A 23,876-nucleotide genomic window follows, 5' to 3' on the forward strand; every position below is an offset into this window, starting at 1 on the left:
GATCGTGGTGGTCGCCGCGCTGGTCGCGGCCGCCGCGGTCGTGACCGTCACCGCCGTCTACACCTACCGGACCGCGCCGTCTCCGACTCCGACTCCCGCTCCGGCTCCGGCGACGGCGACGATGCCGCCCGGCTCGTCGGCACCACCAAGGCCGTCGCCCCCGCAAGCGGTCGATCTGGCCGCGGAATTCGTCGAGATGGCCCGCACGCTGAACGCCACCATGGGCCTGGCGGTCACCCCGGTCGGCGCCGCGCAGCCGGTGACCACATTCGGCGACTGGCACTCGGGCCCGGCCTGGTCGACCATCAAGGTGCCGCTGGTGATCGCCGCCTACCGGCAACAGGGCAGAGTCACCGAGCAGATGAGAGCCGCCATCGTCGCATCCGACAACGCCGCCGCCGAAGCGCTCTGGGAGCACCTGGGCGATCCGGGCGCCGCGGCGCTGAAAGTCGAGCAGGTCCTGCGGGAGACCGGCGATCCGACGACCGTTGAATCCCGAAGGCTGCGAAAGGAATTCACGGCGTTCGGGCAGACGATCTGGTCGCTGTCCGATCAGGTGCGATTCACCGCCAACGCCTTCTGCAACCGGGCCAACGCACCCGTATTCGCGTTGATGGGCGAAATCGAGCCGCAGCAGAGCTGGGGAATCGGCACCATGCCCGGGGCGCAGTTCAAGGGTGGCTGGGGTCCGTCGCCGGCCGGCAAATACCTGGTGCGCCAGCTCGGAATCGTCGGCAACTCCACCGGCAAGGTCGCGGTCGCAATCGCCGCAGAGCCGGCGTCGGGAACGTTCGAGGACGGCAGGCATGCCCTCGACGCCGCCGCCACGTGGCTGACCAGCCACCTCGACCAGCTGCCCGCCGGCCAATGCCAGGAGAGCGGTTAAGAAATCCGGGGCGCCGTGCCGCATAATCCCTACGGGAGGCGATAACGGTGTCAGCGGCAGATCAGCGTGTAGGCACGACCTTCGGCAAATACACGATCACCGGCGTGCTCGGCAAGGGCGGCATGGGGGAGGTCTACGAGGCGTACGACAACCAGATCGGCAGGACCGTCGCCCTGAAGATCATCAAGAGTCAGTACGCCAACGACCGCAAATACCGCACCCGCTTCGAGCGGGAGTCGCACTCCGCGGCGACATTGCAGGAACCGCACGTCATCCCCATCCACGGCTTCGGTGAGATCGACGGCTCGCTCTTCATCGACATGCGCCTGGTTCGCGGCAAAGATCTGGAGAGCCTGTTGGCGAAGGGTCCGCTCGAACCGGCGCGGGCCGTGATGATCGTCAACCAGATCGCCGCCGCCCTCGACGCCGCGCACGCCGACGGCCTCGTTCACCGCGACGTCAAACCGCAGAACATCCTCGTCACCCCGGCCGATTTCGCCTACCTGGTCGACTTCGGGATTGCCGAGTCGGTAGGTGAGAACACCCGACTGACCGCTACCGATATGCGTATCGGTTCGTGGGCGTACATGGCGCCCGAACGCTTCGCCAGCTCCGACATCACACCCGCGGCCGACGTCTACTCGCTGGCTTGCGTCTTGTACGAAGCACTGACCGGCCAGTTGCCATTTCCGGGTTTGACGCAGGGCGGTCTGGTCGCGGCCCATCTGTCGTCGCCGCCGCCGCGGCCGAGCCTGACGAATCCGAGGGTGCCGCCGGCACTCGACGACGTGATCGCCCGCGGCATGGCCAAGGAACCCGACGACCGTTACGGGAGCGCCGGGGCACTGGGCCGCGGCGCCGAGCGGGCGCTGCACGCGGGCGCGCGCACCGCTACCGGCCCGATCGAACAACCGACGACACAGGCCGCGACCCGGCCGCCCGCGCCGCCGCCACAGCAGTTGCCGTACCAACCACAACCGCAGTATCAGCAGGTCCACCCGCAAGCGTTTCGGTCGTCGGAGCCGCAACCGATGGTTGCGAGCCGAACGCCGGAGCGCGACGCGCGGGGCTGGGTGGTTCCCGCCGTCATCGGGGGCTGCGTGGTGTTGGTTCTCGGCGCGCTCGGCATGATCATCGGACTGCTGGCCCAACGGGATTCGCCGCGGGCCCCGGCCGCGTCGTCGGCGGCGACGGTTCCGCCGACGATTCCGCCGTACACGGGGGACCCAACATCGTCGAGTCCGCCGCAGCCCAGCCCGTCACGCCCCGCCAATGTCGCGCCGCCGCTGGTGACCGGCCCGGACCAGAGTGCCAATCGACAGACCTGCGACCAGGGTGTGCAGCTGAACGGGTCCCGCGGCGGGCGGGGTTCGCCGCAGACGTCGTGCTATTTCGCCGAGTCAGTGCTGCAGGCGTATTTGTCCGCCTACGGCAATCTCACCAACGCGCCGCGAACGGTTTCGGCGCGCGGAGCCGTTTCCTGCTCGACGGTCCCGGGCGCGGAATGCGATGGGGGGAACTTCGTGATGCACTGCGTCGGTGACGGTCCGAACCCCTGGATCAGGTGCGCCGGCGGCAAGGAGGCGGTGGTCTACCTCTGGTAGCTCCTGCGATGTTGCGGGGGTATAGGGGCGCGTCGCCTTAAAACCGCCGCGAGTGCAAACCTGCACGACACCGACCTGCGGGGTATCGCTAGGTGAACCATCCCGGAGGGAGTACGGAATGAATGCACCCGTGACATCCACGATCGATGCGCTGGAACTGGACGAACAACTCAATTCGGCACACCCGCCGCGCGTGGTCGACGTGCGGACCCCGGCGGAGTTCGAGACCGCCCACATCGCCGGGTCTTACAACGTGCCGCTCGACATATTGCGTCAACACCACGGCGAGATCATCCGACACCTCCCCGAAGATGTTGTGCTGGTCTGCAAGTCGGGTCAACGCGCATCCCAGGCCAATGACCTGCTGAGCAAGGCAGGGGTGAGTTCCGGCCGGGTCCTCGACAAGGGTTTCACCGGTTGGGAAAACCGGGATCTCGACGTCGAGCGCGGCACCGAACGGTGGGACCTCGAGCGCCAGGTGCGGCTCGTGGCGGGATCCGTCGTGCTGTCCTCGGTGGTCGGCAGTGTGGTCGTGCCGCAACTCAAGTGGTTGGCCGCCGCGATCGGAGGCGGACTGACCTACGCCGCCCTCTCCAACACCTGCGGGATGGCCGCTGCGCTGTCCAAATTGCCGTACAACCGAGGCGCGAACTCCGACGTCGACACGATCGTGGCTCAGCTCAGGGACAACGGCTGATCGCGATCCGGCACCGCGGTCAATGAGCGACCTTTCGTCTCCGGCAGCAGGTAGGTGCAGACCAGGCTGATGACGACCAGGGCCGCCAGCATCAGCCCGATCGCCCAGACTCCGTAGCCGCTCAGCAGTGGTCCGGCGATCAGCGGTGGCACCGCGCCACCCAGAATGCCGGCGATGTTCAGCGCCAGTCCGGCACCGGTGTAGCGGTACTCGGTGGCGAACAGCTCTGGCACGAAAGAGGTCATCGGCGCGTAGGCCGAACCGGCAATCGCGTACGTCCCTACGATCGCCGCCGCGAACAGCACGGGATTCCGGCTGTCCACCAACGGAATCAACGCGAAAGTCCACGGCAACCCCACCGCCCACCCGCACAGGACGACCGGCCGCCGTCCCACCCGGTCACTCATGGCGGCCGACAACGGCACAACCGCGATCCAGGCCAGGCCGCCCAGCACCCCGGCGAACAGGATCACACTGCGGGACAAGCCGATATTGCTGTGCGCGTAGGTCATCAGGTAGCTGCCGGCCATGAAGACGAACGCGAAGACGGCCACGAAACTGCCCGACGAGAGCGCGACGACCCCGGACTGCCTGCCCAGCACCTCGCGCAACGGAGCCCGATTGACCGCTCGCGCTTGCTGTTCGGTGAACACCGGGGTCTCGGCGACGTTGATCCGGACGTACAGCGCCACCGCGATCAGCAGCCCGCTGAGCAGGAACGGCACCCGCCAGCCCCAACTCGTGAACGCCGAACTCGTCTCTCCGATAGTGAGATTCACCGCCAGGAACGTCAGGCTGGTCAACAACATGGCGACCCCGGCGCCCAGCGCGGTGAACATGCCGTAGCGGCCGCGCAGGTCAGCCGGCGCGTACTCGGCGGCCAACAATGCCGAACCCGCCCATTCGCCGCCGGCGGCGAACCCTTGCAACAGTCGCAACGTCAACACGATCACTGGTGCGGCGAGACCGATCGACGCGGCGCTCGGCGTCAGCCCCACCGCGACGGTGGCCACGCCCATGATCAGCATCGTGGCGACCAGCGTGGCTTTGCGGCCGAGCCGGTCCCCGAAGTGCCCGAACACCGCACCACCCAACGGCCTGGACACGAACGCGGCCGCGAACGCGCTCATCGAGGCAACGGTTGCCATCGCGGGGCTCAGCTCCGGAAAGAACACCGTCGGGAACGTCAATGCCGCCGCGGCGCCGTAGATGTAGAAGTCGTAGAACTCGACCGTCGTGCCCACCATGCACGCCAGCGCAATGCGTTTGGGGTAGCGGGCCACGGAGGGTCAGCGTATTCGGCCAGGGGGTGCCGTGTCCTCTGCTACGTTCGGCTCAGATGTTTCGCCGCAAACTGTCCGAAGCGCAGCACGTCATGCAACCTGCCGTGCGGCTGCGCGACCAGGCAGAGGCGCTGGCCGGGCTGGTGAGCCGGGGCGAGAGCGTTCTCGACGTCGGCTGCGGTACCGGCCACCTCTCGGCGTATCTGCGCGACATGTACGGGGCGGTGCCCACCGGCATCGACGTCAAGGATTCCCGGGTGGCCGACGTCGCGTTCGTCGAATTCGACGGGACCTCGATTCCGTTCGGCGACAACTCATTTGACATCGTCGTCCTCAGCGAGGTACTGCACCACAGCCACGACCCCGTCGGCTTGGCCGCCGAATGCCGACGGGTCGCGCGCCGCCGCATCATCGTGTTCGAGGACATGCCCGACGGTCCGCTCGGCAAGATCGCCCTGTACGCCCACGTGCACGCGTTTGCGCGATTTCACCGCTACCCGTTCGCCCCGGCCGGGTTCGACGAATACCGTAAGGCGCTGGCCTGGCTTCGGACGACCGCGATCAGCGTCGCCCGCATCCCGCAGCCGCCCGAATGGTTGACCGTGTACCCGCGGGTCTTGTTCGTCTACGAACTGACGCCCTGATCGCCGCGGATCGTTTCGACGGCGCAGGCCGGCATCACCGGCGGTCGGGTCAGGACCACGCGACCGGCAAGCTCTTGATGCCGTGAATGAACTGCGACAGCAGCCGCGCCGGTTCCTCGATGGCGACGATGTCGGGTATCTCGCGTCGCAGTTCGTCGAATACCACCCGGATCTCGCGGCGCGCCAGGTTCGCGCCCAGGCAGAAGTGCGCGCCGCCGCCGCCGAAGCCGACGTGCGGATTGGGGTGGCGAGCCACATCGAACGTCCACGGGTCGGCGAACTTGGACTCGTCCCGGTTGGCCGAGCAGTACCACAGCGAAACCTTGTCGCCCGCAGCCATTTTGGTGCCGCTGAGCTCGAAGTCGCGGGTCAGCGTGCGGCGCATGTAGATCACCGGCGAGGCCCAGCGCACGATCTCCTCTACCGCGGTATGTTCCAGTCCCTCGTAGTCCGCCCACCACTTCTCCCGCTGCTCGGGGTAGCGGGACAGCGCCAGCACGCCGTGACTGATCGCGTTGCGGGTCGTCTCGTTGCCGGCCACCACCAACAGGATGAAGAACATCGCGATCTCCGACGACGACAGCCGCTCGCCGCTCACCTCGGCTTCGACCAGCGCGGTGGTCAGGTCGTCGTGGTGGTTGACCCGGCGATCTTCAGCCAGAGCGGCGGCGTAGGCGCCGATGTCCATCGACACCTGGATGAACTCTTCGTAGTCGGTGGTCAGGTCGGGGTCGCCGAAGCCGAGAATCACGTTGGTCCAATGGAATATCCGTTGGTGGTCTGCCTCGGGGATGCCCATCATGTCGCAGATGATCTGCAACGGCAGCGGCCCGGCGAGTTCGCTGACCAGGTCGGCTTGCCCGTCGGGATGGTCGGCGATCATCGAGGTCACCAACTGGTGCGCGCGGTCGCGGACGGAGGCCTCGATGCGGGCAACGACCTTCGGGGTGAACGCCCGGCTGACGATCGAACGCAACCGTTGATGACGCGGGTCGTCCATCACGATCATCGATCCGAAATACTCGGCCAACTCCGGTGTCTGATCGTTGATGGTGATGCTGGGACTCGAGCTGAACACCTCCGGGTGTCGACTGGCGAAGAAGATATCGTCCAGCCTGGTCAACGCCCAGTGCCCGTTGCCGGCATCGAAACCGTCCATTTCGACCGCGGGCCAGAACGAGATCGGCGCCTCGCGTCGCAGCGTGGCGAAGGCGCCGTCGCGGTAGTCGTCGTCGCGGGCCCAGAAATCCAGTGAACCCAGCGCGATCTCGGAAATCGGAATCTCGGGCGGTCGCGTCCCGTTCACCCGCGGAACCAGGTTGCCGTGCGACGCCGAGCCCGGCCTGACTTTGAGGTCCATGCGATCCTCCTTGGCCCCCTTCGCCGTTGAAGGGGTCACACTCGCGAGCCTAGACCTCCGGGCCGATCCGGTGCGCCCGCTTTCCTCAGCCCGTCAGTGCGAACAGATCGCCCGCCCGGGCGTCCCGGTGGAATGCGCATCGTTGACCACATTGCCGTCGACCATGATCTTGCAGGCGATCGTGCCCTGACCCTGGGCGCTGAGCACGAAGACCTGCCCACCGAAAGCCTGGAATTCTGTCGACCACGGCAGCGCGACGTTCACCGCGCGCTGCTGACCGCTTCGGGACTGCCAGGAAATGTATTCGGCGACGCCCGGTCCGCTGACCTCGTAGCGAATCTGCGGAAATTCGCCCGGCTTGGGGGTGGCGTTGGCGACTCCACAGGTGGCCGCGAATGCGGTACCGACGGCGAACACGATCGAAGCTGCACGACGACTGGTCATGGTTGTCCATGTTGTCATCACCGAGGGGTGAATACGAGACCCTTTGGACGCAGAACTTAGGGTGAATCCCGAGACGGGGTGACGTGGAGGTGCTGATGTCGAAGCAGAGCGCGAAACGGGTCGTCGTGTGGGGCACCGGTTTCGTGGGCCGGATGGTGATCCCGGAAATCGTCAAGCATCCGCTGTTCGAGTTGGTCGGCGTCGGGGTCAGCAACCCGGACAAGGTCGGTCGCGACGTCGGCGACATCTGCGGGTTGCCCGAATCGATCGGCGTCACCGCCACCGATGACGTCGACGCACTGATCGCGCTCGAGCCCGACGCGCTGGTGCACTACGGACCCACCGCGATGCACGCCAAGGACAACATCTCGTTGATCAGCCGATTCCTGCGGGCCGGCATCGACGTGTCCTCCACGGCGATGACGCCGTGGATCTGGCCGACCATGCCGCAGAACCCGCCGAACTGGATCGAACCGATCACGCATTCCTGTGAACTCGGAGAGTCGTCCTGCTTCACCACCGGCATCGATCCGGGATTCGCCAACGATCTGTTCCCGATGACCCTAATGGGGTTGTGTTCGGAGGTGCGCAAGGTGCGGGCCTCGGAGTTGCTGGACTACACCAACTACGAGGGTGACTACGAGCGGGAGATGGGCATCGGACGCGAACCCGAGTACAGCCCGATGCTGGAAAACAGCGACGTGCTGATCTTCGCGTGGGGTGCCACCGTGCCGATGATCGCCCACGCCGCCGGCATCATGCTCGACGAGATGACCACCACCTGGGACAAGTGGGTGACCCCCAACGACCGTGAATCCGCCAAGGGGGTGATCAAGGCCGGTCACGTCGCCGCCGTCCGGTTCACCATCAACGGGATCTACCAGGGGGAGACGCGCATCCAACTCGAGCACGTCAATCGCATCGGGTTGGACGCGGCGCCGGACTGGCCGACGGGCAACGACAACGACGTCTACCGCGTCGAGATCGAAGGCACCCCGAGCATCGTTCAGGAGACCGCGTTTCGGTTCACCGACGGCTCGGGCCGGGACGCGGCCGCGGCCGGCTGCCTGGCCACCGGATTGCGGGCCCTGAACGCCGTGCCCGCACTCAACGAACTCTCCCCGGGCTGGGTCACCGCCCTCGACCTGCCGCTGATACCGGGCGCGGGCACCATCCGCTAGCCGGCCCGGCCGCCGTACAGCTTGCGCATAGCCGACACAAAGATTGGCTATAGGCCTTACCGCAAAAGTTGAGGTTAGGTGAGAATGCAGAGCGTTCCACCGCACACGGGGATTGGACCAGATGGCAGACGGAATTAGGCTCGCGCTGGGTCTGTCGATCGGCGCCACCAACCTGGCCGCCGTGACGCCGGACCACGCCATCACCCGCAAACCCGTGCTCACCCTGTTCCGGCAGCGGGCACCCGAAGTCGGGGTGCCGTCGGAGAATCCGAGGCTGGATCAGCCCGGCCTGGTGATCAGCGACTTCGTGGATCGGGTCGGCGACCGGGTGGGGATCGTAGCTGCCGACGGATCGACGCACCGCAGCGAAGCCCTGGTGGCCGACGGGTTGCGCGCGCTGGCCTATGCCGCCACCGGTGGGCGCGCGTTGCCCGAGAACGTTGCGGTGACCTACCCGGCCCACTGGAGCGCCTCGGCGATCGACGCCTTGGGCGCCGCGTTGAGCAGGGTGTCGGAGTGGTCGCAGTCCGGCAAGCCGTTGACGTTGATTCCCGATGCCGCGGCGGCACTGTTCGCGGTCCGCGCCAATCCCGGTATACCGGCCCGCGGGATCGTCGCGGTGTGCGATCTCGGCGGCAGCGGCACCAGCATCACGCTGGTCGACGCCGGTGGCGACTATCAGCCGGTGGCCCCGACCTTGCGGCACCACGACCTGTCCGGGGACCTGATCGACCAGTCGCTGTTGACGTACGTGATGTCGGAGTTGCCCGCGACCGGTTCGTTCGATCCGGCCGCCACCTCGGCGATCGGTTCGCTGAGCCAGTTGCGGACCGAATGCCGCAACGCCAAGGAACGGCTCTCGTCCACCACGGTGACCACCCTCGCCCACAATGTTCCCGGGATGCGCGGCGAGGTCCGGTTGACCCGCAACGAACTCGAGGAAACCATTCGGGGCGCCCTCGATGGATTCGTCGATGCTGTCGGACAAACGTTGAGCCGCAACGGGATTCACATATCCAACTTGGTCGCGATCGCGACGGTCGGGGGCGGTGCCGCCATCCCGGCGGTGACCACGTCATTGTCCGGGCGGTTCGGGGTGCCGGTGATCACCACACCTCGCCCACACCTGACCGCCGCCATCGGCGGCGCGTTGCGGGCAGCGCGCGGTCCCGCAGACACCAGCGCGACGGTGTTGACCCCAGCCGCGTCCGCCGCCGCCGCCGCGCTGGCGGCCCGATCTCAGGACAGCCCCGTCGACGGCGGATCAGAACTGAACTCCGACGCGCCGGTCTCGTTGATGCAGCCGGCGCTGGCGTGGTCGGAAGCCGCCGACGACGAATCGCGGGTGATGCCGGTGGCCTCAGACGAGGCACGCGGTTCCAGGCTGACTTCCGCGCGACCGCAGATGGCGTTCGAGCAGGAAAGCAAGCCGCAGCCGGAAGCCAAGAAGTCGCCGATTCCCTGGTATCGGTTGCCTGCTGTGCTGATCGTCGGCGCAATCGTGGCGGTGCTGATCGTGGGGGCGGCGGTGACGATCGCGCTGAACTCTCATGACCAGCGCACCACCCCGCCGGCGAGCACAACGTCGGTCGCTCCGAGTTCGTCGGCGCCGCCGCCGTCTTCGCCGTCGCCTTCGCCGACGCCGTCTCCGTCGTCGGAGACCCCGACCCCGGAACCGGCACCGCAGACGGAGACACCGCAACCCCAACCGACGCGGCAACCGACTCGACAGGCTCCGCCACCGACTACCCAGGCGCCTCCCCAGACGACACAGCCGCCGGCTCCAACTCAGCCGCCGGCCACCACTCAGCCGCCGGCGCCGCCGACGCCGCCGACCACCCCTCCGGCGGCGCCGCAACTGCCGCAGTTACCGCAGATTCCCGGGTTACCGCAGATTCCCGGGCTGCCAGGAGCGCCGCAGGGCCCGGGCTAGTTGCTCCCCGGCGTTCCGTCGGGTTTCCAGTGTGGGTCCCTGGTTTCCAGGGTGAAATGTTGGCTTTGCGGGTGCAGCCTGGGCGGGTTTTTCGGCCGATTTTCCCACCGTGGGCGCACACCGAACGCCGCCTCTTCACAATGAAAGCCAAGGATTCACACCGAAGTGTGGAATGGAAAGTCCGCTAATGTGCGGTTGACCGACCAGCCCAAGTCAGGTGTTCGCGGCTTCTTTCTCTTCCTTGTCTTGCTTGTCTTTGGACTCTTCTGACTTGTCTTTGGACTCTTCTGACTTGTCCTTGGACTCATCGGACTCGTCTTTCGCCTCGTCTGACTTGTCTTTCGCCTCGTCCGAGTCGCCTTCGTCCTCATCGTCCTCGTCGAACTTGCCGTCTTCCTTCGCGACCTTGATGATCTCTTCGTTGAACTCTTTGTCGCGATCGATGTTTTCTTCGGCGGTTTTCTTGGCGTCCTCTAGCAACTCCTCGTCGGACTTGTCCGCGAGCTCCGCGGTCTGGTCGGCCTCGGCGCCCCGCTCGCTGGTGTCGTTCAGGTCCTTTTCCTTGCCGCCGTCGTCACCCTTCGAGTTTTCTTCCTTGCCGCCGCCGTCACCCTTCGCGTTTTCTTCCTTGCCGCCGCCGTCGCCCTTCGCGTTTTCGGTTTTGTCCGAATCATCCTTGGAGGCTTCGTCTTTCGCCGATGAGTCGTCGTCGTCGTCGGAGTCCGACTTGTCGCGTTCGGCTTCTGCCTTCTTGGCCGGGGAATCCTCGTCGTCGGCGTACTTGGGATTGCCGTCGTCGTCGAGCCATTCGTTGACGGCCGTGCCGGTGATGGTTCCGCCGGACCCGGGCAGCACCAGCGTCGGCTGGTACTTGTAGGCCTCCCGCATCTCGGCGGCCTTTTCCTTTGCTTCGTCATCGGGTTCGGGTGCGCCGGACGTGTCGACCCCGCCACCGTCGTCGTCGCTGTTCTTGCCGCTTTCGCCTTTTTCGTCAGACTTCTTTTCGTCCTTCGGCTCCTCAGCAGTGTCCACGCCGCCGCCGTCGGTGGTGTCCTCGCTGTCCTTGTCCGCCGAGTCGTCGTCGTGTGCGCTCATGCTGATGCCCCTTTGAGTTGCGTTTGCGACCGATGCTCTGGGGGGTTACCCACTACGGCGTCACACCAAAACGCGCCGTTACCGCGAACCGCGCTTGACCAGCACGATCGAGGCCAGCGGAATGCGCATCGGCTCGGGCGCACGGGTCAACTGCTCAGCGACGGCGGTCTCGAGTTGCGTGACGAATTCGCCGGCTCGCGGGTCGCCGGTGCCGCCGTCGAGGCCGGCCGTCAACGTCGGGAACAGGGCTGCCCGGGCGAACGCCGCCCACTGAGCGCCGAAAGCCTCTGCGTCGGAGTCGGTTCGGTACCGGGCCCAGAAGCGGTCCTCGGCGTTGAACATCTCGAGCTGGTCGATCCGCAGGCCCTCGAACCAACCCCGCGGCGCGAACGGAGCCCGAAAGTCCTTCTCGGTCCGGGCAACCACCGGAATCACCATGCGCCGTAGCTCCTCGGGTCGCAGCAGGTGGTCATCGGTCAACTCGTGCAGAGCCGTCATGAGAGCCTCGTTCAACGGGCGATAGCCGAATTCGCCGTCGTCGTCGAGGGCCATCGTGAGCACCACCAGTCGTCCGCCCGGACTCAGTTCGCGTCCCCGGAACGCCACGAAGTTGTTCCAGTCGACCGCGGACTGGTGCTCGAAGGCCTTGCGGGCGTCGACGTTCTTGCTGAAGGCGACCTGTACGTGGTCGTCGAATTCCGGGGCGCCTTCTGGGACCCGGCTCAGCCATTGGACCGCCCACGATGTCCAGCCGAGGTTGACCGCGCAGGTCGGCAGGATCTGGTCGTAGAAGGATCGGCCGATGGCGGAGGTGAAGCTGGCCGCGTCGTGGTGCAGATAGCTGTCCGGGTCTTCGGAGAGTGTCTGGAACAGGGCGGTGAAGTCGTTTTGCGGCACATCGGTGTGCGTCACCAGGATTGGGTGGTCGTGACGGGTGGTGCGGGCGCGCAACACCTTGATCGCGGCGCCCATCGGCTTCAGTGAGTTGTAGCCGGTGGCGGCACCGTAGTCGGCGACGACGATCGGCTGGGGAGGTCTGGGCAGCGGCACCTGGTGGGCGGCCTGCTCGAACAGCGCCACGGCCGGCAACAGCCCGGCCGCCTGCAGGCGCGACGATTGCGAGTACGTCGCGCTCTCCATCGGCTCTGGCCGCACGACGATGCTGGACTCAGGCAGTTCCATATCAGCCTTGCGTCGGGTAGCTCACCCCGGTGAGCCGTTCGGAGATGTCCCAAAGTCGTTGACAGTCAGCGTCATCGGCGGCGCGAGCGGGGATCTTGGCCTCGGTCACACCGCCGCCGGCCGCCTCGTACACACCGCGCGGCCCGTAGAACACGCCGCCCTCGGCCGCCGGGGTGGCGGCGGCGTAAAGGGCCGGCAGGATCCCTTCGTCGATCTCCTGCCACATAAACGGCGCATAGCGCCAGGACGTCGTGTACAGGCGCTGCATCAGCGAAGGCTTCTCGCGACCGCGTGAGGGACCGCTGATCTGCAGGTTCGTCTTGGTCAATCCCGGGTGCGCGGCGTTGGAGACGATGCCCCACCCGCCGGCGCGACTGCGCTTGTCGAGTTCCCGGGCGAACATCAGGACCGCCAGCTTGGACTGACCGTAGGCAGTCATCGGAGCGTATGACTTTTCGAACTGCAGATCGTCGAAGTGGATGCGGCCCCGGCGTGCGGCGAGACTGCTCAGCGACACCACCCGAGCGTTGGCGGCGGCACGCAACAGCGGCAACAGATGGCCGGTGAGCGCGAAGTGGCCCAGATGGTTACTGCCGAACTGCAATTCGAAGCCGTCCGAGGTGGTGTCGCGTTCCGGTGGGGTCATGACGCCGGCGTTGTTGATCAGGATGTCGATGGGTCGGCCCAGTGCGGTCAGGTGCTCGCCCAGGGCCGCGACCGAGGACAGTGACGACAGGTCGAGCGATTTGATGGTCAGCTTGGCATCGGGTACCACGCTGCGGATCTCCTCGATGGCGGCCTCACCCTTGGCTTGGTTGCGGATGGCCATCACCACGTCGGCCCCGGCCGCCGACAACCGCTTGGCCAGGCCGAACCCCAGGCCGCTGTTGGCTCCGGTGACTACCGCCAACTTGCCGGACAGATCGGGCACCGAGGCGACGAGATCGCTGGCCATCGGAGGGCTCCTTTTCGTTGTCGGATCGGGCGTGCAACCAGTGTCCCCTCCTGGGTCGGGTTCGCGCGCGGGACCCTGCTTTCTGTTGCCTTGTCGCGGTGACACACTGCGTGGATGAACAGCAGACGGGTCGCCAAGATCACGCTGGTGATGGCCATCGTGATGTTGGTGGTGTCGGTGGTCGGGTTTGTCACCACCCTGGTGCTCAACGCGTTCGTCCTCGACGATTTCGACGCCTACGGTGAGGTGCCCGTCCCCGGCGGCGGCAGCGTGCAGCTGCCGGCCGGCGACGTGACCGTCAGCCTGCACGCCCTGGTAGCCGGTGGTGGAAGGGGAGGCGGCCTACCGGTACCGCCGCTAGGCATTACCATCCGGCCGCCCGAGGGCGTGGCGCAGCCGCAAGTAACCGAAAGTATCGGCAGCACAACAACAATCAACAACGATGCACACGTGCGGGTGTGGAACGTGCGGGTGCCCGCGGAGGGCACCTATCAGGTGGTGACTGACGGTAAGGTCGGCGGATACATCAACCCGCGTCTGGCCTTCGGGCATCAGAGTTCATACGGGTATCTGGTGTGGGTGTTCGTCGCGATTTTCGTGATCGGGCTGATCGACCTGGCGGTGTCCATCGCCTGGCTGAGCCGGAGTCGGCGGGTGCTGCCGGTGAGTCAACCGTTTCTTTCTGTTCCGGCGCTCCAGCCGTACGAGCCCTCTGGGGAGGGGGTGCGAGTCGAACGGCTCAAGACACTTGCCGCGTTGCGGGATTCGGGTGCGCTGACCGAGGACGAGTTCCAGGCCGAGAAGCGGCGCATTCTGGACGGGTTCTAGGCCTCCCGCGCGAGGGTCCGCAGATGTACGCCGACACGCCGCTACGACTGGCATTTTGCGCGCGCTCGCCAAAGGCAGAGGGCCCTCGGCAGACGGTCGCGCTGGAGGCTGCTCAGTGTCCGCGCTTGACCCACTGCTCGTAGTTGACGATCTCGTCGCCGATCGTCGTGTCGTCACCGTGGCCGGTGTGCACGACGGTGTCGCCGGGCAGTTTGCCGAGTTGCTCCGAGATCGACTGCAGGATGGTCGGGAAACTCGAGTAGGAGCGCCCGGTGGCGCCGGGGCCGCCGGAGAACAAGGTGTCGCCGCTGAACACGACGCCGAGATCGTGGGCGTACCAGCACACCGAGCCGGGGGAGTGGCCGGGCGTGTGCAGGGCGCGCAGTTCAGTCCCCGCGATCTTCACTGTCTCGTCGTCGGCAATGGCGCGAAAGTCGCTGTCCGGGTGCGTCATTCGCCACAACACCTCGTCGGCGGGATGAAGCAACACCGGCGCGTCGAGCGCTCGGCCGAGTTCGGGTGCCACGGTCACGTGGTCGTTGTGCCCGTGCGTGCACACCACCGCAATCACATGACGACCACCGACCGCTTCGATAATCGGCTCGGCGTCGTGAGCGGCGTCGAACACGATGACGTTGGAGTTGTCGCCGACCAGCCAGATGTTGTTGTCGACTTCCCAACTGCCGCCGTCGAGTTCGAAGGTGCCGTGCGTCACCACGCGATCGATCGCCACCATTACAGCATCACCACCGAGCGCAATACCTTGCCGTCGTGCATCTTGTGGAAAGCCTCCTCGATGTCGTCTAACCCGATCCGCTCGGAGACAAACTCCTCCAACGGCAACCGGCCCTGCAGGTACAGGTCGATCAGGGTGGGGAAGTCGCGCTCGGGCAGGCAGTCGCCGTACCACGACGACTTCAGCGAGCCGCCGCGGGAGAAGAAGTCGACCAGCGGCATGTCCAGGCGCATGTCGGGTGTCGGGACGCCCACCAGCACCACGGTTCCGCCGAGGTCGCGGGCGTAGAACGCCTGCTTCCACGTCTCGGGTCGGCCGACGGCGTCGATCACCACGTTGGCGCCGAAGCCGTCGGTCAGGTCCTGGATGGTCTCGACGACATCGAGTTCGCGCGCGTTGACGGTGTGGGTGGCGCCGAACTTGCGGGCCCAGTCCAACTTCGTGTTGTCGGTGTCGACGGCGATGATCGTGCGGGCCCCGACGAGCGCGGCTCCGGCGATCGCGGCGTCACCGACACCGCCGCAGCCGATCACCGCGACGGTGTCATCGCGGATGACGGCCCCGGTGTTGATGGCCGCGCCGATGCCGGCCATCACTCCGCAGCCCAGCAACCCGGCGACGGCGGGATCGGCCTCGGGCTTGACCTTCGTGCATTGGCCGGCGGCGACGAGCGTCTTGTCGGCGAAGGCTCCGATGCCCAGCGCGGGCGTCAGTTCGGTGCCGTCGGTCAGTGTCATCTTCTGCTCGGCGTTGAAGGTGTCGAAGCACAGATGAGGCCGGCCGCGCTTGCAGGCCCGGCACTGTCCGCAGACCGCGCGCCAGTTCAGCACGACGAAGTCACCCGGCTCGACGGCCGTCACGCCCGGGCCGACCGCCTCGACCGTGCCCGCGGCCTCGTGTCCGAGCAGGAACGGGTATTCGTCGTTGATGCCGCCCTCGCGATAGGTCAGGTCGGTATGGCAGACGCCGCAGGCGGTGATGTCGACGACGACTTCACCGGGTCCCGGGTCGGGGATGACGATGTCGACCAACTCGACGGGCTGGCCTTTGGCTCGTGAAATCACGCCTCGCACTGTCTGACTCATGGGTTCAACCTACTGTTGGTCGCCATACATCGCGCGGCCGCCCGTCTAGTCGGTCGTCACGGTGTAGCGTCGCCCGCGTGACGGTCTCTCAAACCGAAACCGGCGAGGCGTTCAGTGAGCGAATAGTCGCCGCCATCTACAGCGCCAGCCTCGCGTTGTTGTTGAGCATCGGACATCAGACCGGCCTGTTCGACACCATGGCCGGCCGGCCGGCCGCCACCAGCGCGCAAATCGCCGAGGCAGCCGGACTCGACGAGCGCTATGTCCGGGAATGGTTGGGCGGCATGACCACTGGGCACGTCGTCGACTACGACCCCGCGACTTCCACCTACTCGCTGCCCGACCACCGGGCCCAAGCACTGACGCGCGCGGCGGGGCCGAACAATCTGGCCGGAGTGGCGCAATTCCTGCCGCTGCTGAGCAACGTCGAGCAGCAGATCATCGGCTGCTTCCGGGACGGCGGCGGCGTGCCCTACAGCGAGTTCCCGCGCTTCCACAAGCTGATGGCCGAGGAGAGCGGAGCCGTATTCGACGCCACTCTGGTCGACGTGGTGCTGCCCCTGGTCGACGGTCTCGTCGAGCGGTTGCGCGACGGGATCGACGTCGCCGACTTCGGTTGCGGCAGCGGACATGCGATCAACGTGATGGCGCAGGCGTTCCCGGCGAGCCGCTTCACCGGCATCGATTTCTCGGACGAAGCTATCACCGTCGGCAAGGACGAAGCGGCCCGGCTGGGTCTGACCAACGCCGCGTTCGAAAGTCGCAATCTGGCGCAGCTGGATGACTCTGCCTTGTTCGACCTGATCACCGTCTTCGACGCCATCCACGACCAGGCGCAGCCGGCGCGGGTGCTGGAGAACATCCACCGGGCGCTGCGGCCGGGCGGCGTCCTGCTGATGGCCGACATCAAGGCGTCGAGCCGGCTCGAGGAGAACATCGGCCGGCCGATGAGCGTCTACCTCTACACGACATCCCTGATGCATTGCATGACGGTGTCGCTGGCTCTGGACGGCGCCGGGCTGGGCACCGCGTGGGGAACGCAGCTGGCGGTTTCGATGCTGCAGGACGCGGGGTTCGCCGACGTCACTGTGGCCGAGATCGACGGGGACCCGCTCAACAACTACTACATCGCGCACAAATGACCGCTCTCGAAGCGCTCGGCGACTGGCCCGTCTCCAACGCCGCCGCCGCCGTCGTCGGCCCGGATGGCGTGCTGGCCACCCACGGCGACACCGCCCGCGAGTTCGCGCTGGCGTCCGTCACCAAACCGGTCGTCGCGCGTGCCGCGCAGATCGCCGTCGAAGAAGGGGTGGTCGACCTCGACACTCCGGCAGGCCCGCCGGGATCCACCATCCGGCACCTGCTGGCGCATGCGTCGGGACTGGTGATGCTCTCCGGTGACGTGCTGGCCAAGCCGGGCGCCCGGCGCATCTATTCCAATCACGGCTTCGCCGTGCTGGCCGAGACGATCGAGCGGGAGTCCGAGATCGGCTTCGCCGATTACCTGGTCGAGGCGGTGTGCGAGCCGCTGGGCATGACATCGACCCGGCTGGATGGCGGCGCGGCCGAGGCGGGGTTCGGGGCGACCTCGACGGTCGACGACCTGGCGCTGTTCGCCGGCGACCTGCTGCGTCCGGCGTTGGTGTCCGAGCAGATGCACGGCGACGCGACCAGCGTGCAGTTCCCGGGTCTGAACGGGGTGTTGCCGGGGTACGGCGCCCAACGGCCCAACGATTGGGGGCTGGGCTTCGAGATCCGGGACTCCAAGTCGCCGCACTGGACCGGTTCGCGCAACTCGGCACGCACCTACGGCCATTTCGGGCAGTCGGGTGGATTCATCTGGGTGGACCCGGACGCGGACCTGGCGCTGGTGGTGCTCACCGACCGCGATTTCGGCGACTGGGCTTTGGAGCCGTGGCCCGCGCTCGCCGATGCGGTGCTGCAGCAGGAAAATGCACACTAGCGCAACACAGGCATCACAGGGCACAATAGACACGCACGACACACGAAAAATTGCTTGCTCGGGTTCACCAGGTCGTTGGGGAAGACGTCCCTCGTGGAACCGAAGGAGCAAGAGATGCGTGCGTCGAATCAGTTTGCCGACGTGACGGCCGGTGTGGTGTACGTGCACGCCTCCCCAGCGGCGGTGTGCCCGCATGTGGAGTGGGCGTTGTCGTCGACCCTGCAGGCCAAGGCGAACTTGGTGTGGACTCCGCAACCGGCCATGCCCGGACAGTTGCGCGCGGTCACCAACTGGGTGGGGCCGGTCGGGACCGGTGCCCGGTTGGCGAACGCGTTGCGCTCCTGGTCGGTCTTGCGGTTCGAGGTCACCGAGGACCCGAGTCCCGGTGTCGACGGCCACCGGTTCAGCCACACCCCGCAGCTCGGGTTGTGGAGTGGGGCGATGAGCGCGAACGGCGACATCATGGTGGGGGAGAATCGGCTGCGCATGCTGATGGCGCAAGGCGCCGACACCCTGGCCGCCGAGATGGATTCGGTGCTGGGTACCGCGTGGGACGACGCACTCGAGCCCTACCGCGACGGTGGTGACACCGGCGAGGTGACCTGGCTCAGCCGGGGCGTGGGTTAGTTCCCCCCGCGAGCAGACGCAAAAGCCCCCAATTCGTGCCGAATTGAGGGGCTTTTGCGTCTGCTCGGCGGGTTAGGTGACCGGTTTCGCGGAGACGGGAATGTCGACGTTGCCTTTGCATGTCCCACTGGCGATGTCGGTGTGGAAGACGCCGGTGAGAATCCCGTACTGCCCCGGCGTGTAGACGGTTATCGATTTCGCGGGCGCGTACTCGACGGTGCCGTCGGGCAGCAGGCAGTCCCACTGCCACGTCATCTCCCGCACCCACTGCGCACCGTTCCAGGTGAATTCGATTGTCGGCGGCATGGATTCGTTTTTGGGTGGCGACGGGTTCGTCACGGTGGCGACGCAGACACCCGCCGCGCAGGTCGAACTGATGGTGACATTGCTGCGGTGCGCGAATTCGTTCTGACTGGCCGCCACGCTGGTGCCGCTCTTTGCGTTGGCCGACAGCGTGACGAGGTACTCGCCGTTCCAGGACGCGACTTCACTCGCATAGGCCGTCGGCACCTGGCACAGCAGAGCAACGAGAGCGGCGGACCCAACCAAGGCGGGGCTGCGGAAACCCGGCATGCCCGAAATGTCGCGGCCAGCGACCCTTTCGTTACACCTTTTTGGGGCGCAACACCTGCAATGCCGCCGGCACGGCGGAGATCTCGGCGGGCAACGGGCAGGCGAAGTCGCCGTCGGCGTACACGTTGATGCCGGGACATTCGACTGCGACCGTCTTGGCTCGCGCGGTGGTCACCGCATCGAGCTCCACGTGCGTTCCCTTGAGTGCGGTAGGGAAGAAGCGGACCAATTCCATCCGCGATTCCGACTTGACCATGGTCAGGTCGAGCAATCCGTCGGTGCGATCGGCGTTGGGGCAGATCAGCATCCCGCCGCCGTAGCTGCGAGTGTTGCCGAAAGCCGTCATCGTCAGATCTGTTTCGATTTCCTGCTTTCCGTCGAGCACCAGCCGGAACGGCAACATGCGCAGCTGAGAAAGCTCGGCGAACATCGCGAGGTAATACCGGAGCCGGCCATGAGGCCACCTCATCCGGTTGGCCCGGTCGGTGACCAGCGAGTCGAATCCGGTTGCCGCCACGGTGCCGAACCATTTTTCGACACCGTCGGTGTCCTTGATGCGGCCCAGGTCGATGGTTTCCGCCCACCCGTCCACAACGACATCCGCGGCGGCTTCGGGATCCTTTGTGGGAATACCGAATTCGCGCGCGTGGTCGTTGCCGGTGCCGGCCGGGATGATCCCCAACGGCACGTCGGTACCCGCCAGCACCTGCAGCGCGTTGGTGATGACGCCGTCGCCACCGGTGACCATGACTGCGTCGGTGCCCTTTTCGACGGCGGCGCCGAGCAGATATCGGGCGCCCTCGGCGTTCTCGCCGACGATCTCGATGACGTCCACACCGCGCTGGTGAAGCCGGGCGACGGCCCGCTGCGATGCCTCGACCGCAGCGCCGTGCCCTGACAACGGATTGGTCAGGGCGGTGACTTTCGCGATCTCGCGCCGACCCAGCTGTCCGGTTGCCGGCTGCTGTCGCGTCACGGAATCAGCTTGCCGGGGTTGAGGATTCCGCCGGGGTCGAGCGTCGCTTTCACTGCGCGCAACACTTCGACGCCCAGATCGCCCACCTCGTCGCGCATCCAGGCCCGGTGGTCGGCGCCGACAGCGTGGTGATGGGTGATGGTTCCGCCGGTGGCCATGATCGCGTCGCACGCGGCCTTCTTCGCGGCCCACCACTGCTCGAGCGGGTTTCCGCGCTGTCCGGCGACGACGGTGAAGTACAGCGAAGCGCCGGTCGGGTAGACGTGCGACACGTGACACATCACCAACGCCGGGGTACCCGACTCACCCAGCGACGTCGTAAGTGCTTCGGTGACAGCGGCTTTGAGCGCCGGGATGTTGGACCAGTCGGTGGCGGTCTCCAGAGTCTCACAGAGCGCACCGGCGGCCAGCAGCGAGTCGCGCAGGTAGGGCGCGCTGAACCGGCCGTGTTCCCAGGTCTTGGCGGGTTCTTCGCCAAGTGACTTGCCGCCGTGAGCTTCCAGCACGGCGCGGGTCTCGGCGTGCCGGCTTTCGGTGTGCTCCGGGGTTCCCTCGAACAGGGTCAGGCCCAGGCAGCCGCCGGTGTCTTGCTTCTCGCCGATCGTCTCGTGGGTGGCCAGGCTGATTCCCGTCTCGGCTTCGTCGGAAAGCCGCACGATGGTCGATCCGGTGCCGGTCTGGGTGATGGCGCGCAAGGCTTCGACACCGGTGGCGAAGTCGGGGAAGGACCACGCCTCGTAACGGGTGGTCTCGGGGACCCGGTGCACCCGGAGGCGGACTTTGGTGATGACGCCCAGGGTGCCTTCGGAGCCGATCGCGACCTGCCGCAGGTCCGGCCCCGCCGCCGAAGCGGCCACCCGGCCCAGATCCCAGATCCCCACCGGGGTGACCATGCGAAGGCCGAGGATCATCTCGTTGAATCGGCCGTAACCCGCCGAATCCTGGCCCGAGGACCGGGTCGCGGCGAAGCCGCCGATGGTGGCGTACTCGAAACTCTGCGGGAAATGACCCAACGAGAACCCGTGTTCGCCCAGCAGGCGTTCGGCTTCCGGGCCGGTGACGCCGGCGCCCAGTTCGGCGATCCCCGATATCTCGTCGAGGGAATGCAACTCGTCGAAGCGGCGCAGATCCAACGAGATCACCGCCTTGAACTGGCCGCGGGTGGGATCCAGGCCGCCGGTGACATTGGTGCCCCCGCCGAACGGGACGACCGCGATGCCGTGGTCGGAGCAGTAGCGCAATATTTCGAGCAACGTCTCGTCATCGCCGGGCAGTAGCACCGCGTCCGGCGCATCTTGGACGCCGCGGTCCTTGCGGCGCAGCATGTCCGGAGTGGACTTGCCCCCGGCACGCAGCACCCGGTCGCGGTCGGCGGTGCGGAAGTACTGGGCGCCGACGATCTTGGCCAGCCCGTCGTGATCCTGTTTCGACAGACTCGAGGGACGCACCTTCACCTCGTCGAGACTGAGCTCGGCCTCGTCGGATTCTTCGAGCCCCACAACTTGTTTGAGCAGGGAACGGATTCCGTCGGAGAGTGGTTTGGCCGCAGCGGGATCTCCCCACGCGTTCCATTTCATCGGCGGAAGGTATTCCTCGGTGTGCGTCATGCGTTACAGTATTACACATGCTGTCAATCAGTAACGATGCGAATGTGGATGCCGGGGATCGCATCCTGGCGGCGGCAGCGAGCTGCGTGGTGGATTACGGTGCCGATCGGGTGACGCTCGCCGAGATCGCCCGTCGTGCCGGTGTAAGCCGCCCGACGGTCTACCGGCGCTGGCCCGACACACAGTCGATCATGTCGACAATGCTGACCAACCACATCCGAAACGTGATGCGGGAGGTGCCATTTGACGGCAATGATCGCGAGGCCGTGGTCAGACAGGTGGTGTCGGTGGCCGACCGGTTGCGGCGTGACGACGTGATCATGTCGGTGATGCACTCCGAGCTGGCCCGCGTCTACATCACCGAGCGGTTGGGCACCAGCCAGCTGTTTCTGATCGAGGGACTGGCGTCGCGGTTGGAGATGGCGCAACGGTCCGGCACGGTGCGGGCCGGCGATCCACGTCAGCTGGCGACGATGATCCTGTTGATTGCCCAGTCCACCATCCAATCCGCCGACATCGTCAAACCGATCCTGGACGACGAAGCGCTCGCGACTCAACTCACCTACACACTGAACGGATACCTGTCCTGATGGCTGTCTCGACCGCTCTGAACGCCGCGCGCCGCACCGCAGACCTCGAGGCTCTGGCCGACGGGGAGCCGTTGGACGTCGTAGTGATCGGCGGCGGTATCACGGGCGTCGGCATCGCGCTGGATGCTGCGTCGCGCGGGTTGCGGACGGCGCTGGTGGAGAAGCACGATCTGGCCTTCGGCACCAGCCGGTGGAGTTCGAAGCTGGTGCACGGGGGCCTGCGCTACCTGGCGAGCGGTAACGTGGGCATCGCCCGGCGCAGTGCCGTCGAACGCGGAATCCTCATGTCGCGCAACGCTCCTCATCTGGTGCACGCGATGCCGCAACTCGTGCCGCTGTTGCCGTCGATGAATCACGGGAAGCGCGCACTGGTGCGCGCCGGCTTTCTCGCCGGGGATGCGTTACGGGTGCTGGCGGGCACGTCGTCGTCGACACTGCCCCGATCGCGCCGGATCTCGGCACGTCGCGTCATGGAGATGGCCCCGACGGTTTCGCCGGACGGACTGGCGGGCGGATTCCTCAACTACGACGGGCAGTTGATCGACGACGCCCGACTGGTCACCGCCGTGGCCCGCACCGCCGCCCAGCACGGCGCCCGCATCCTCACCTATGTCGCGGCCTCCGACGCCACCGCCACCTCGGTGCGGTTGACCGACCTGCGCACCGGTGAGTCGTTCGACGTGTCGGCCGGCGCGGTCATCAATGCCGCCGGGGTGTGGGCCGGTGACATCGATCCGGCGCTGAAGTTACGGCCAAGCCGGGGAACACATTTGGTATTCGACGCCAGCGCATTCGGTAATCCTGTTGCGGCCCTGACGATTCCGATTCCAGGCGAGCTCAACCGCTTTGTGTTCGCCATGCCCGAACAGCTCGGCCGAATCTACCTCGGGTTGACCGACGAAGACGCGCCGGGACCGATTCCCGATGTGCCAGAACCCACTTCGCAAGAAATCTCGTTCCTGTTGGACACGGTGAACACCGCGTTGGGGACCAAGGTCGGGCCGTCGGATGTGATCGGCGCCTACGCCGGATTGCGGCCGCTCATCGATGCCGGCGGGGGCAAGACCGCCGACGTTTCGCGTGATCACGCTGTTTTCGAGTCTCCGACCGGAGTCATCAGCGTGGTGGGCGGCAAACTGACCGAATACCGCTACATGGCCGAGGATGTGCTGAACCGCGCCGTCGCAGTACGCCAGTTGCGCGCCGCTGAGTGCCGCACCCGCAACCTTCCGTTGATCGGGGCGCCGGGCAACCCGGGTTCGACGTCGGCGCCGCGTGCTGGGCTGCCGGAGTCGCTGGTGGCACGCTACGGATCCGAGGCGTCCGCCGTCGTCGCCAACGCGTCCTGCGAGCGGCCGACGGAACCGGTCGCCGACGGTATCGACGTCACCCGGGCGGAGTTCGAGTACGCAGTGACCCACGAGGGTGCCCTGAGTGTCGACGACATCCTGGATCGCCGGACCCGCATCGGTCTGGTGCAGCGTGACCGCCTTCAAGTGGTTGCAGTGGCCTCGGAGTTCCTGGCGGGCGTGGGGTGATCCGGTTCGACTCGGCCGGGTGCGGGTACGAATCCTCACGATGAACACCGACTGCTCACCGCAGAAGTGGGCGCGCGACGAGATCACCG

Annotated in this window: 23 protein-coding genes; 12 read left to right on the top strand and 11 right to left on the bottom strand. The window is 66.5% G+C overall.

Features of this window, described 5'->3' with window-relative positions:
* Positions 1-4 precede the first annotated feature (4 nt).
* The 3 genes from AC5Y47_RS17195 (at position 5) to AC5Y47_RS17205 (ending at position 3,187) form a co-directional block, all read left to right on the top strand.
* Positions 5-886 (top strand): hypothetical protein, encoded by an 882-nt coding sequence (locus AC5Y47_RS17195; RefSeq protein WP_499945357.1) that lies wholly within the window; start codon positions 5-7, stop codon positions 884-886.
* Positions 887-933: 47 nt separating this feature from the next.
* The gene (locus tag AC5Y47_RS17200; RefSeq protein ID WP_499945359.1) at positions 934-2,490 is read left to right on the top strand and encodes a serine/threonine-protein kinase; all 1,557 of its coding nucleotides are present in this window, start codon (positions 934-936) and stop codon (positions 2,488-2,490) included.
* A gap of 118 nt (positions 2,491-2,608) precedes the next feature.
* Positions 2,609-3,187 carry a rhodanese-like domain-containing protein gene (locus AC5Y47_RS17205; RefSeq protein WP_499945361.1) on the top strand — a complete coding sequence of 193 codons (579 nt, stop codon included), beginning with the start codon at positions 2,609-2,611 and terminating at the stop codon, positions 3,185-3,187.
* Here the strand turns inward: AC5Y47_RS17205 and AC5Y47_RS17210 are convergent.
* Positions 3,166-4,434: an MFS transporter gene (locus AC5Y47_RS17210; RefSeq protein WP_499945418.1), complete on the bottom strand. Its 1,269-nt coding sequence runs from the start codon at positions 4,432-4,434 to the stop codon at positions 3,166-3,168. The two genes, AC5Y47_RS17205 and AC5Y47_RS17210, sit on opposite strands and share 22 nt — an antisense overlap.
* A gap of 92 nt (positions 4,435-4,526) precedes the next feature.
* Here AC5Y47_RS17210 and AC5Y47_RS17215 point away from each other — a divergent pair, with 92 nt between their 5' ends.
* Positions 4,527-5,114, top strand: a complete 588-nt coding sequence (locus AC5Y47_RS17215) for a class I SAM-dependent methyltransferase (RefSeq protein WP_499945363.1) — start codon at positions 4,527-4,529, stop codon at positions 5,112-5,114.
* Positions 5,115-5,163: 49 nt separating this feature from the next.
* Here the strand turns inward: AC5Y47_RS17215 and AC5Y47_RS17220 are convergent, their stop codons facing one another.
* Together AC5Y47_RS17220 and AC5Y47_RS17225 are read right to left on the bottom strand one after the other, a co-directional pair.
* Positions 5,164-6,474 carry a cytochrome P450 gene (locus tag AC5Y47_RS17220; RefSeq protein ID WP_499945365.1) on the bottom strand — a complete coding sequence of 437 codons (1,311 nt, stop codon included), beginning with the start codon at positions 6,472-6,474 and terminating at the stop codon, positions 5,164-5,166.
* Positions 6,475-6,567: 93 nt separating this feature from the next.
* Positions 6,568-6,918 (bottom strand): MmpS family transport accessory protein, encoded by a 351-nt coding sequence (locus AC5Y47_RS17225; protein WP_499945367.1) that lies wholly within the window; start codon positions 6,916-6,918, stop codon positions 6,568-6,570.
* Positions 6,919-7,013: 95 nt separating this feature from the next.
* Here AC5Y47_RS17225 and AC5Y47_RS17230 point away from each other — a divergent pair, with 95 nt between their 5' ends.
* Both AC5Y47_RS17230 and AC5Y47_RS17235 read left to right on the top strand, forming a co-directional pair.
* Entirely contained in the window at positions 7,014-8,099 is a 1,086-nt protein-coding gene (locus AC5Y47_RS17230) for an NAD(P)H-dependent amine dehydrogenase family protein (RefSeq protein ID WP_499945369.1), read from the top strand.
* Positions 8,100-8,220: 121 nt separating this feature from the next.
* Entirely contained in the window at positions 8,221-10,032 is a 1,812-nt protein-coding gene (locus tag AC5Y47_RS17235; protein ID WP_499945371.1) for an Hsp70 family protein, read from the top strand.
* A 213-nt stretch (positions 10,033-10,245) separates the two neighbouring features.
* Here the strand turns inward: AC5Y47_RS17235 and AC5Y47_RS17240 are convergent, their stop codons facing one another.
* From AC5Y47_RS17240 to AC5Y47_RS17250, 3 genes are all read right to left on the bottom strand, one after another.
* Positions 10,246-11,127 (bottom strand): hypothetical protein, encoded by an 882-nt coding sequence (locus AC5Y47_RS17240; RefSeq protein WP_499945373.1) that lies wholly within the window; start codon positions 11,125-11,127, stop codon positions 10,246-10,248.
* Between the two features lie 78 nt (positions 11,128-11,205).
* Positions 11,206-12,309 (bottom strand): class I SAM-dependent methyltransferase, encoded by a 1,104-nt coding sequence (locus AC5Y47_RS17245; RefSeq protein ID WP_499945375.1) that lies wholly within the window; start codon positions 12,307-12,309, stop codon positions 11,206-11,208.
* Position 12,310: 1 nt separating this feature from the next.
* Positions 12,311-13,264, bottom strand: coding sequence for an SDR family oxidoreductase (locus AC5Y47_RS17250; protein ID WP_499945376.1), 954 nt, complete (start codon positions 13,262-13,264; stop codon positions 12,311-12,313).
* Between the two features lie 114 nt (positions 13,265-13,378).
* On the opposite strand from AC5Y47_RS17250, the gene AC5Y47_RS17255 reads away from it, so the two are divergent.
* Complete coding sequence (locus AC5Y47_RS17255; protein WP_499945378.1) at positions 13,379-14,092, top strand: SHOCT domain-containing protein; 714 nt, start codon at positions 13,379-13,381, stop codon at positions 14,090-14,092.
* Between the two features lie 112 nt (positions 14,093-14,204).
* On the opposite strand, the gene AC5Y47_RS17260 is transcribed toward AC5Y47_RS17255, so the two are convergent.
* Both AC5Y47_RS17260 and AC5Y47_RS17265 read right to left on the bottom strand, forming a co-directional pair.
* The gene (locus AC5Y47_RS17260) at positions 14,205-14,828 is read right to left on the bottom strand and encodes an MBL fold metallo-hydrolase (RefSeq protein ID WP_499945379.1); all 624 of its coding nucleotides are present in this window, start codon (positions 14,826-14,828) and stop codon (positions 14,205-14,207) included.
* Positions 14,828-15,913 carry an S-(hydroxymethyl)mycothiol dehydrogenase gene (locus tag AC5Y47_RS17265; RefSeq protein WP_499945380.1) on the bottom strand — a complete coding sequence of 362 codons (1,086 nt, stop codon included), beginning with the start codon at positions 15,911-15,913 and terminating at the stop codon, positions 14,828-14,830. Before AC5Y47_RS17265 ends, AC5Y47_RS17260 begins: the two co-directional genes overlap by 1 nt.
* A gap of 77 nt (positions 15,914-15,990) precedes the next feature.
* Here AC5Y47_RS17265 and AC5Y47_RS17270 point away from each other — a divergent pair, with 77 nt between their 5' ends.
* The 3 genes from AC5Y47_RS17270 to AC5Y47_RS17280 all read left to right on the top strand — a co-directional run bounded on the left by AC5Y47_RS17270 (position 15,991) and on the right by AC5Y47_RS17280 (position 18,503).
* Positions 15,991-17,055, top strand: a complete 1,065-nt coding sequence (locus AC5Y47_RS17270; protein ID WP_499945381.1) for a class I SAM-dependent methyltransferase — start codon at positions 15,991-15,993, stop codon at positions 17,053-17,055.
* Positions 17,052-17,876: a serine hydrolase domain-containing protein gene (locus tag AC5Y47_RS17275; RefSeq protein WP_499945383.1), complete on the top strand. Its 825-nt coding sequence runs from the start codon at positions 17,052-17,054 to the stop codon at positions 17,874-17,876. The genes AC5Y47_RS17270 and AC5Y47_RS17275 overlap by 4 nt, the downstream gene beginning before the upstream one ends.
* Positions 17,877-17,990: 114 nt before the next feature.
* On the top strand, positions 17,991-18,503 hold the full coding sequence (locus AC5Y47_RS17280; protein ID WP_499945384.1) for a DUF3145 domain-containing protein: 513 nt from the start codon (positions 17,991-17,993) through the stop codon (positions 18,501-18,503).
* A gap of 72 nt (positions 18,504-18,575) precedes the next feature.
* Here the strand turns inward: AC5Y47_RS17280 and AC5Y47_RS17285 are convergent, their stop codons facing one another.
* Genes AC5Y47_RS17285 through AC5Y47_RS17295 form a run of 3 tightly spaced genes read right to left on the bottom strand, consistent with a single transcriptional unit; the run spans position 18,576 to position 21,629 of the window.
* A complete protein-coding gene (locus tag AC5Y47_RS17285; RefSeq protein ID WP_499945385.1) occupies positions 18,576-19,076 on the bottom strand; it encodes an Rv2253 family sensor-like surface protein in 501 nt (166 codons plus the stop codon).
* Between the two features lie 31 nt (positions 19,077-19,107).
* A complete protein-coding gene (locus tag AC5Y47_RS17290) occupies positions 19,108-20,052 on the bottom strand; it encodes a diacylglycerol kinase (RefSeq protein ID WP_499945386.1) in 945 nt (314 codons plus the stop codon).
* Positions 20,049-21,629, bottom strand: a complete 1,581-nt coding sequence (locus AC5Y47_RS17295) for an FAD-binding oxidoreductase (RefSeq protein ID WP_499945419.1) — start codon at positions 21,627-21,629, stop codon at positions 20,049-20,051. Before AC5Y47_RS17295 ends, AC5Y47_RS17290 begins: the two co-directional genes overlap by 4 nt.
* 47 nt (positions 21,630-21,676) lie before the next feature.
* Between AC5Y47_RS17295 and AC5Y47_RS17300 the strand changes: the two genes are divergently transcribed.
* Together AC5Y47_RS17300 and AC5Y47_RS17305 are read left to right on the top strand one after the other, a co-directional pair.
* Positions 21,677-22,249 (top strand): TetR/AcrR family transcriptional regulator, encoded by a 573-nt coding sequence (locus tag AC5Y47_RS17300; RefSeq protein WP_499945387.1) that lies wholly within the window; start codon positions 21,677-21,679, stop codon positions 22,247-22,249.
* On the top strand, positions 22,249-23,787 hold the full coding sequence (locus tag AC5Y47_RS17305; RefSeq protein WP_499945388.1) for a glycerol-3-phosphate dehydrogenase/oxidase: 1,539 nt from the start codon (positions 22,249-22,251) through the stop codon (positions 23,785-23,787). Before AC5Y47_RS17300 ends, AC5Y47_RS17305 begins: the two co-directional genes overlap by 1 nt.
* Positions 23,788-23,876 lie beyond the last annotated feature (89 nt).

The organism is Mycobacterium sp. NGS22 (genome assembly GCF_059813095.1).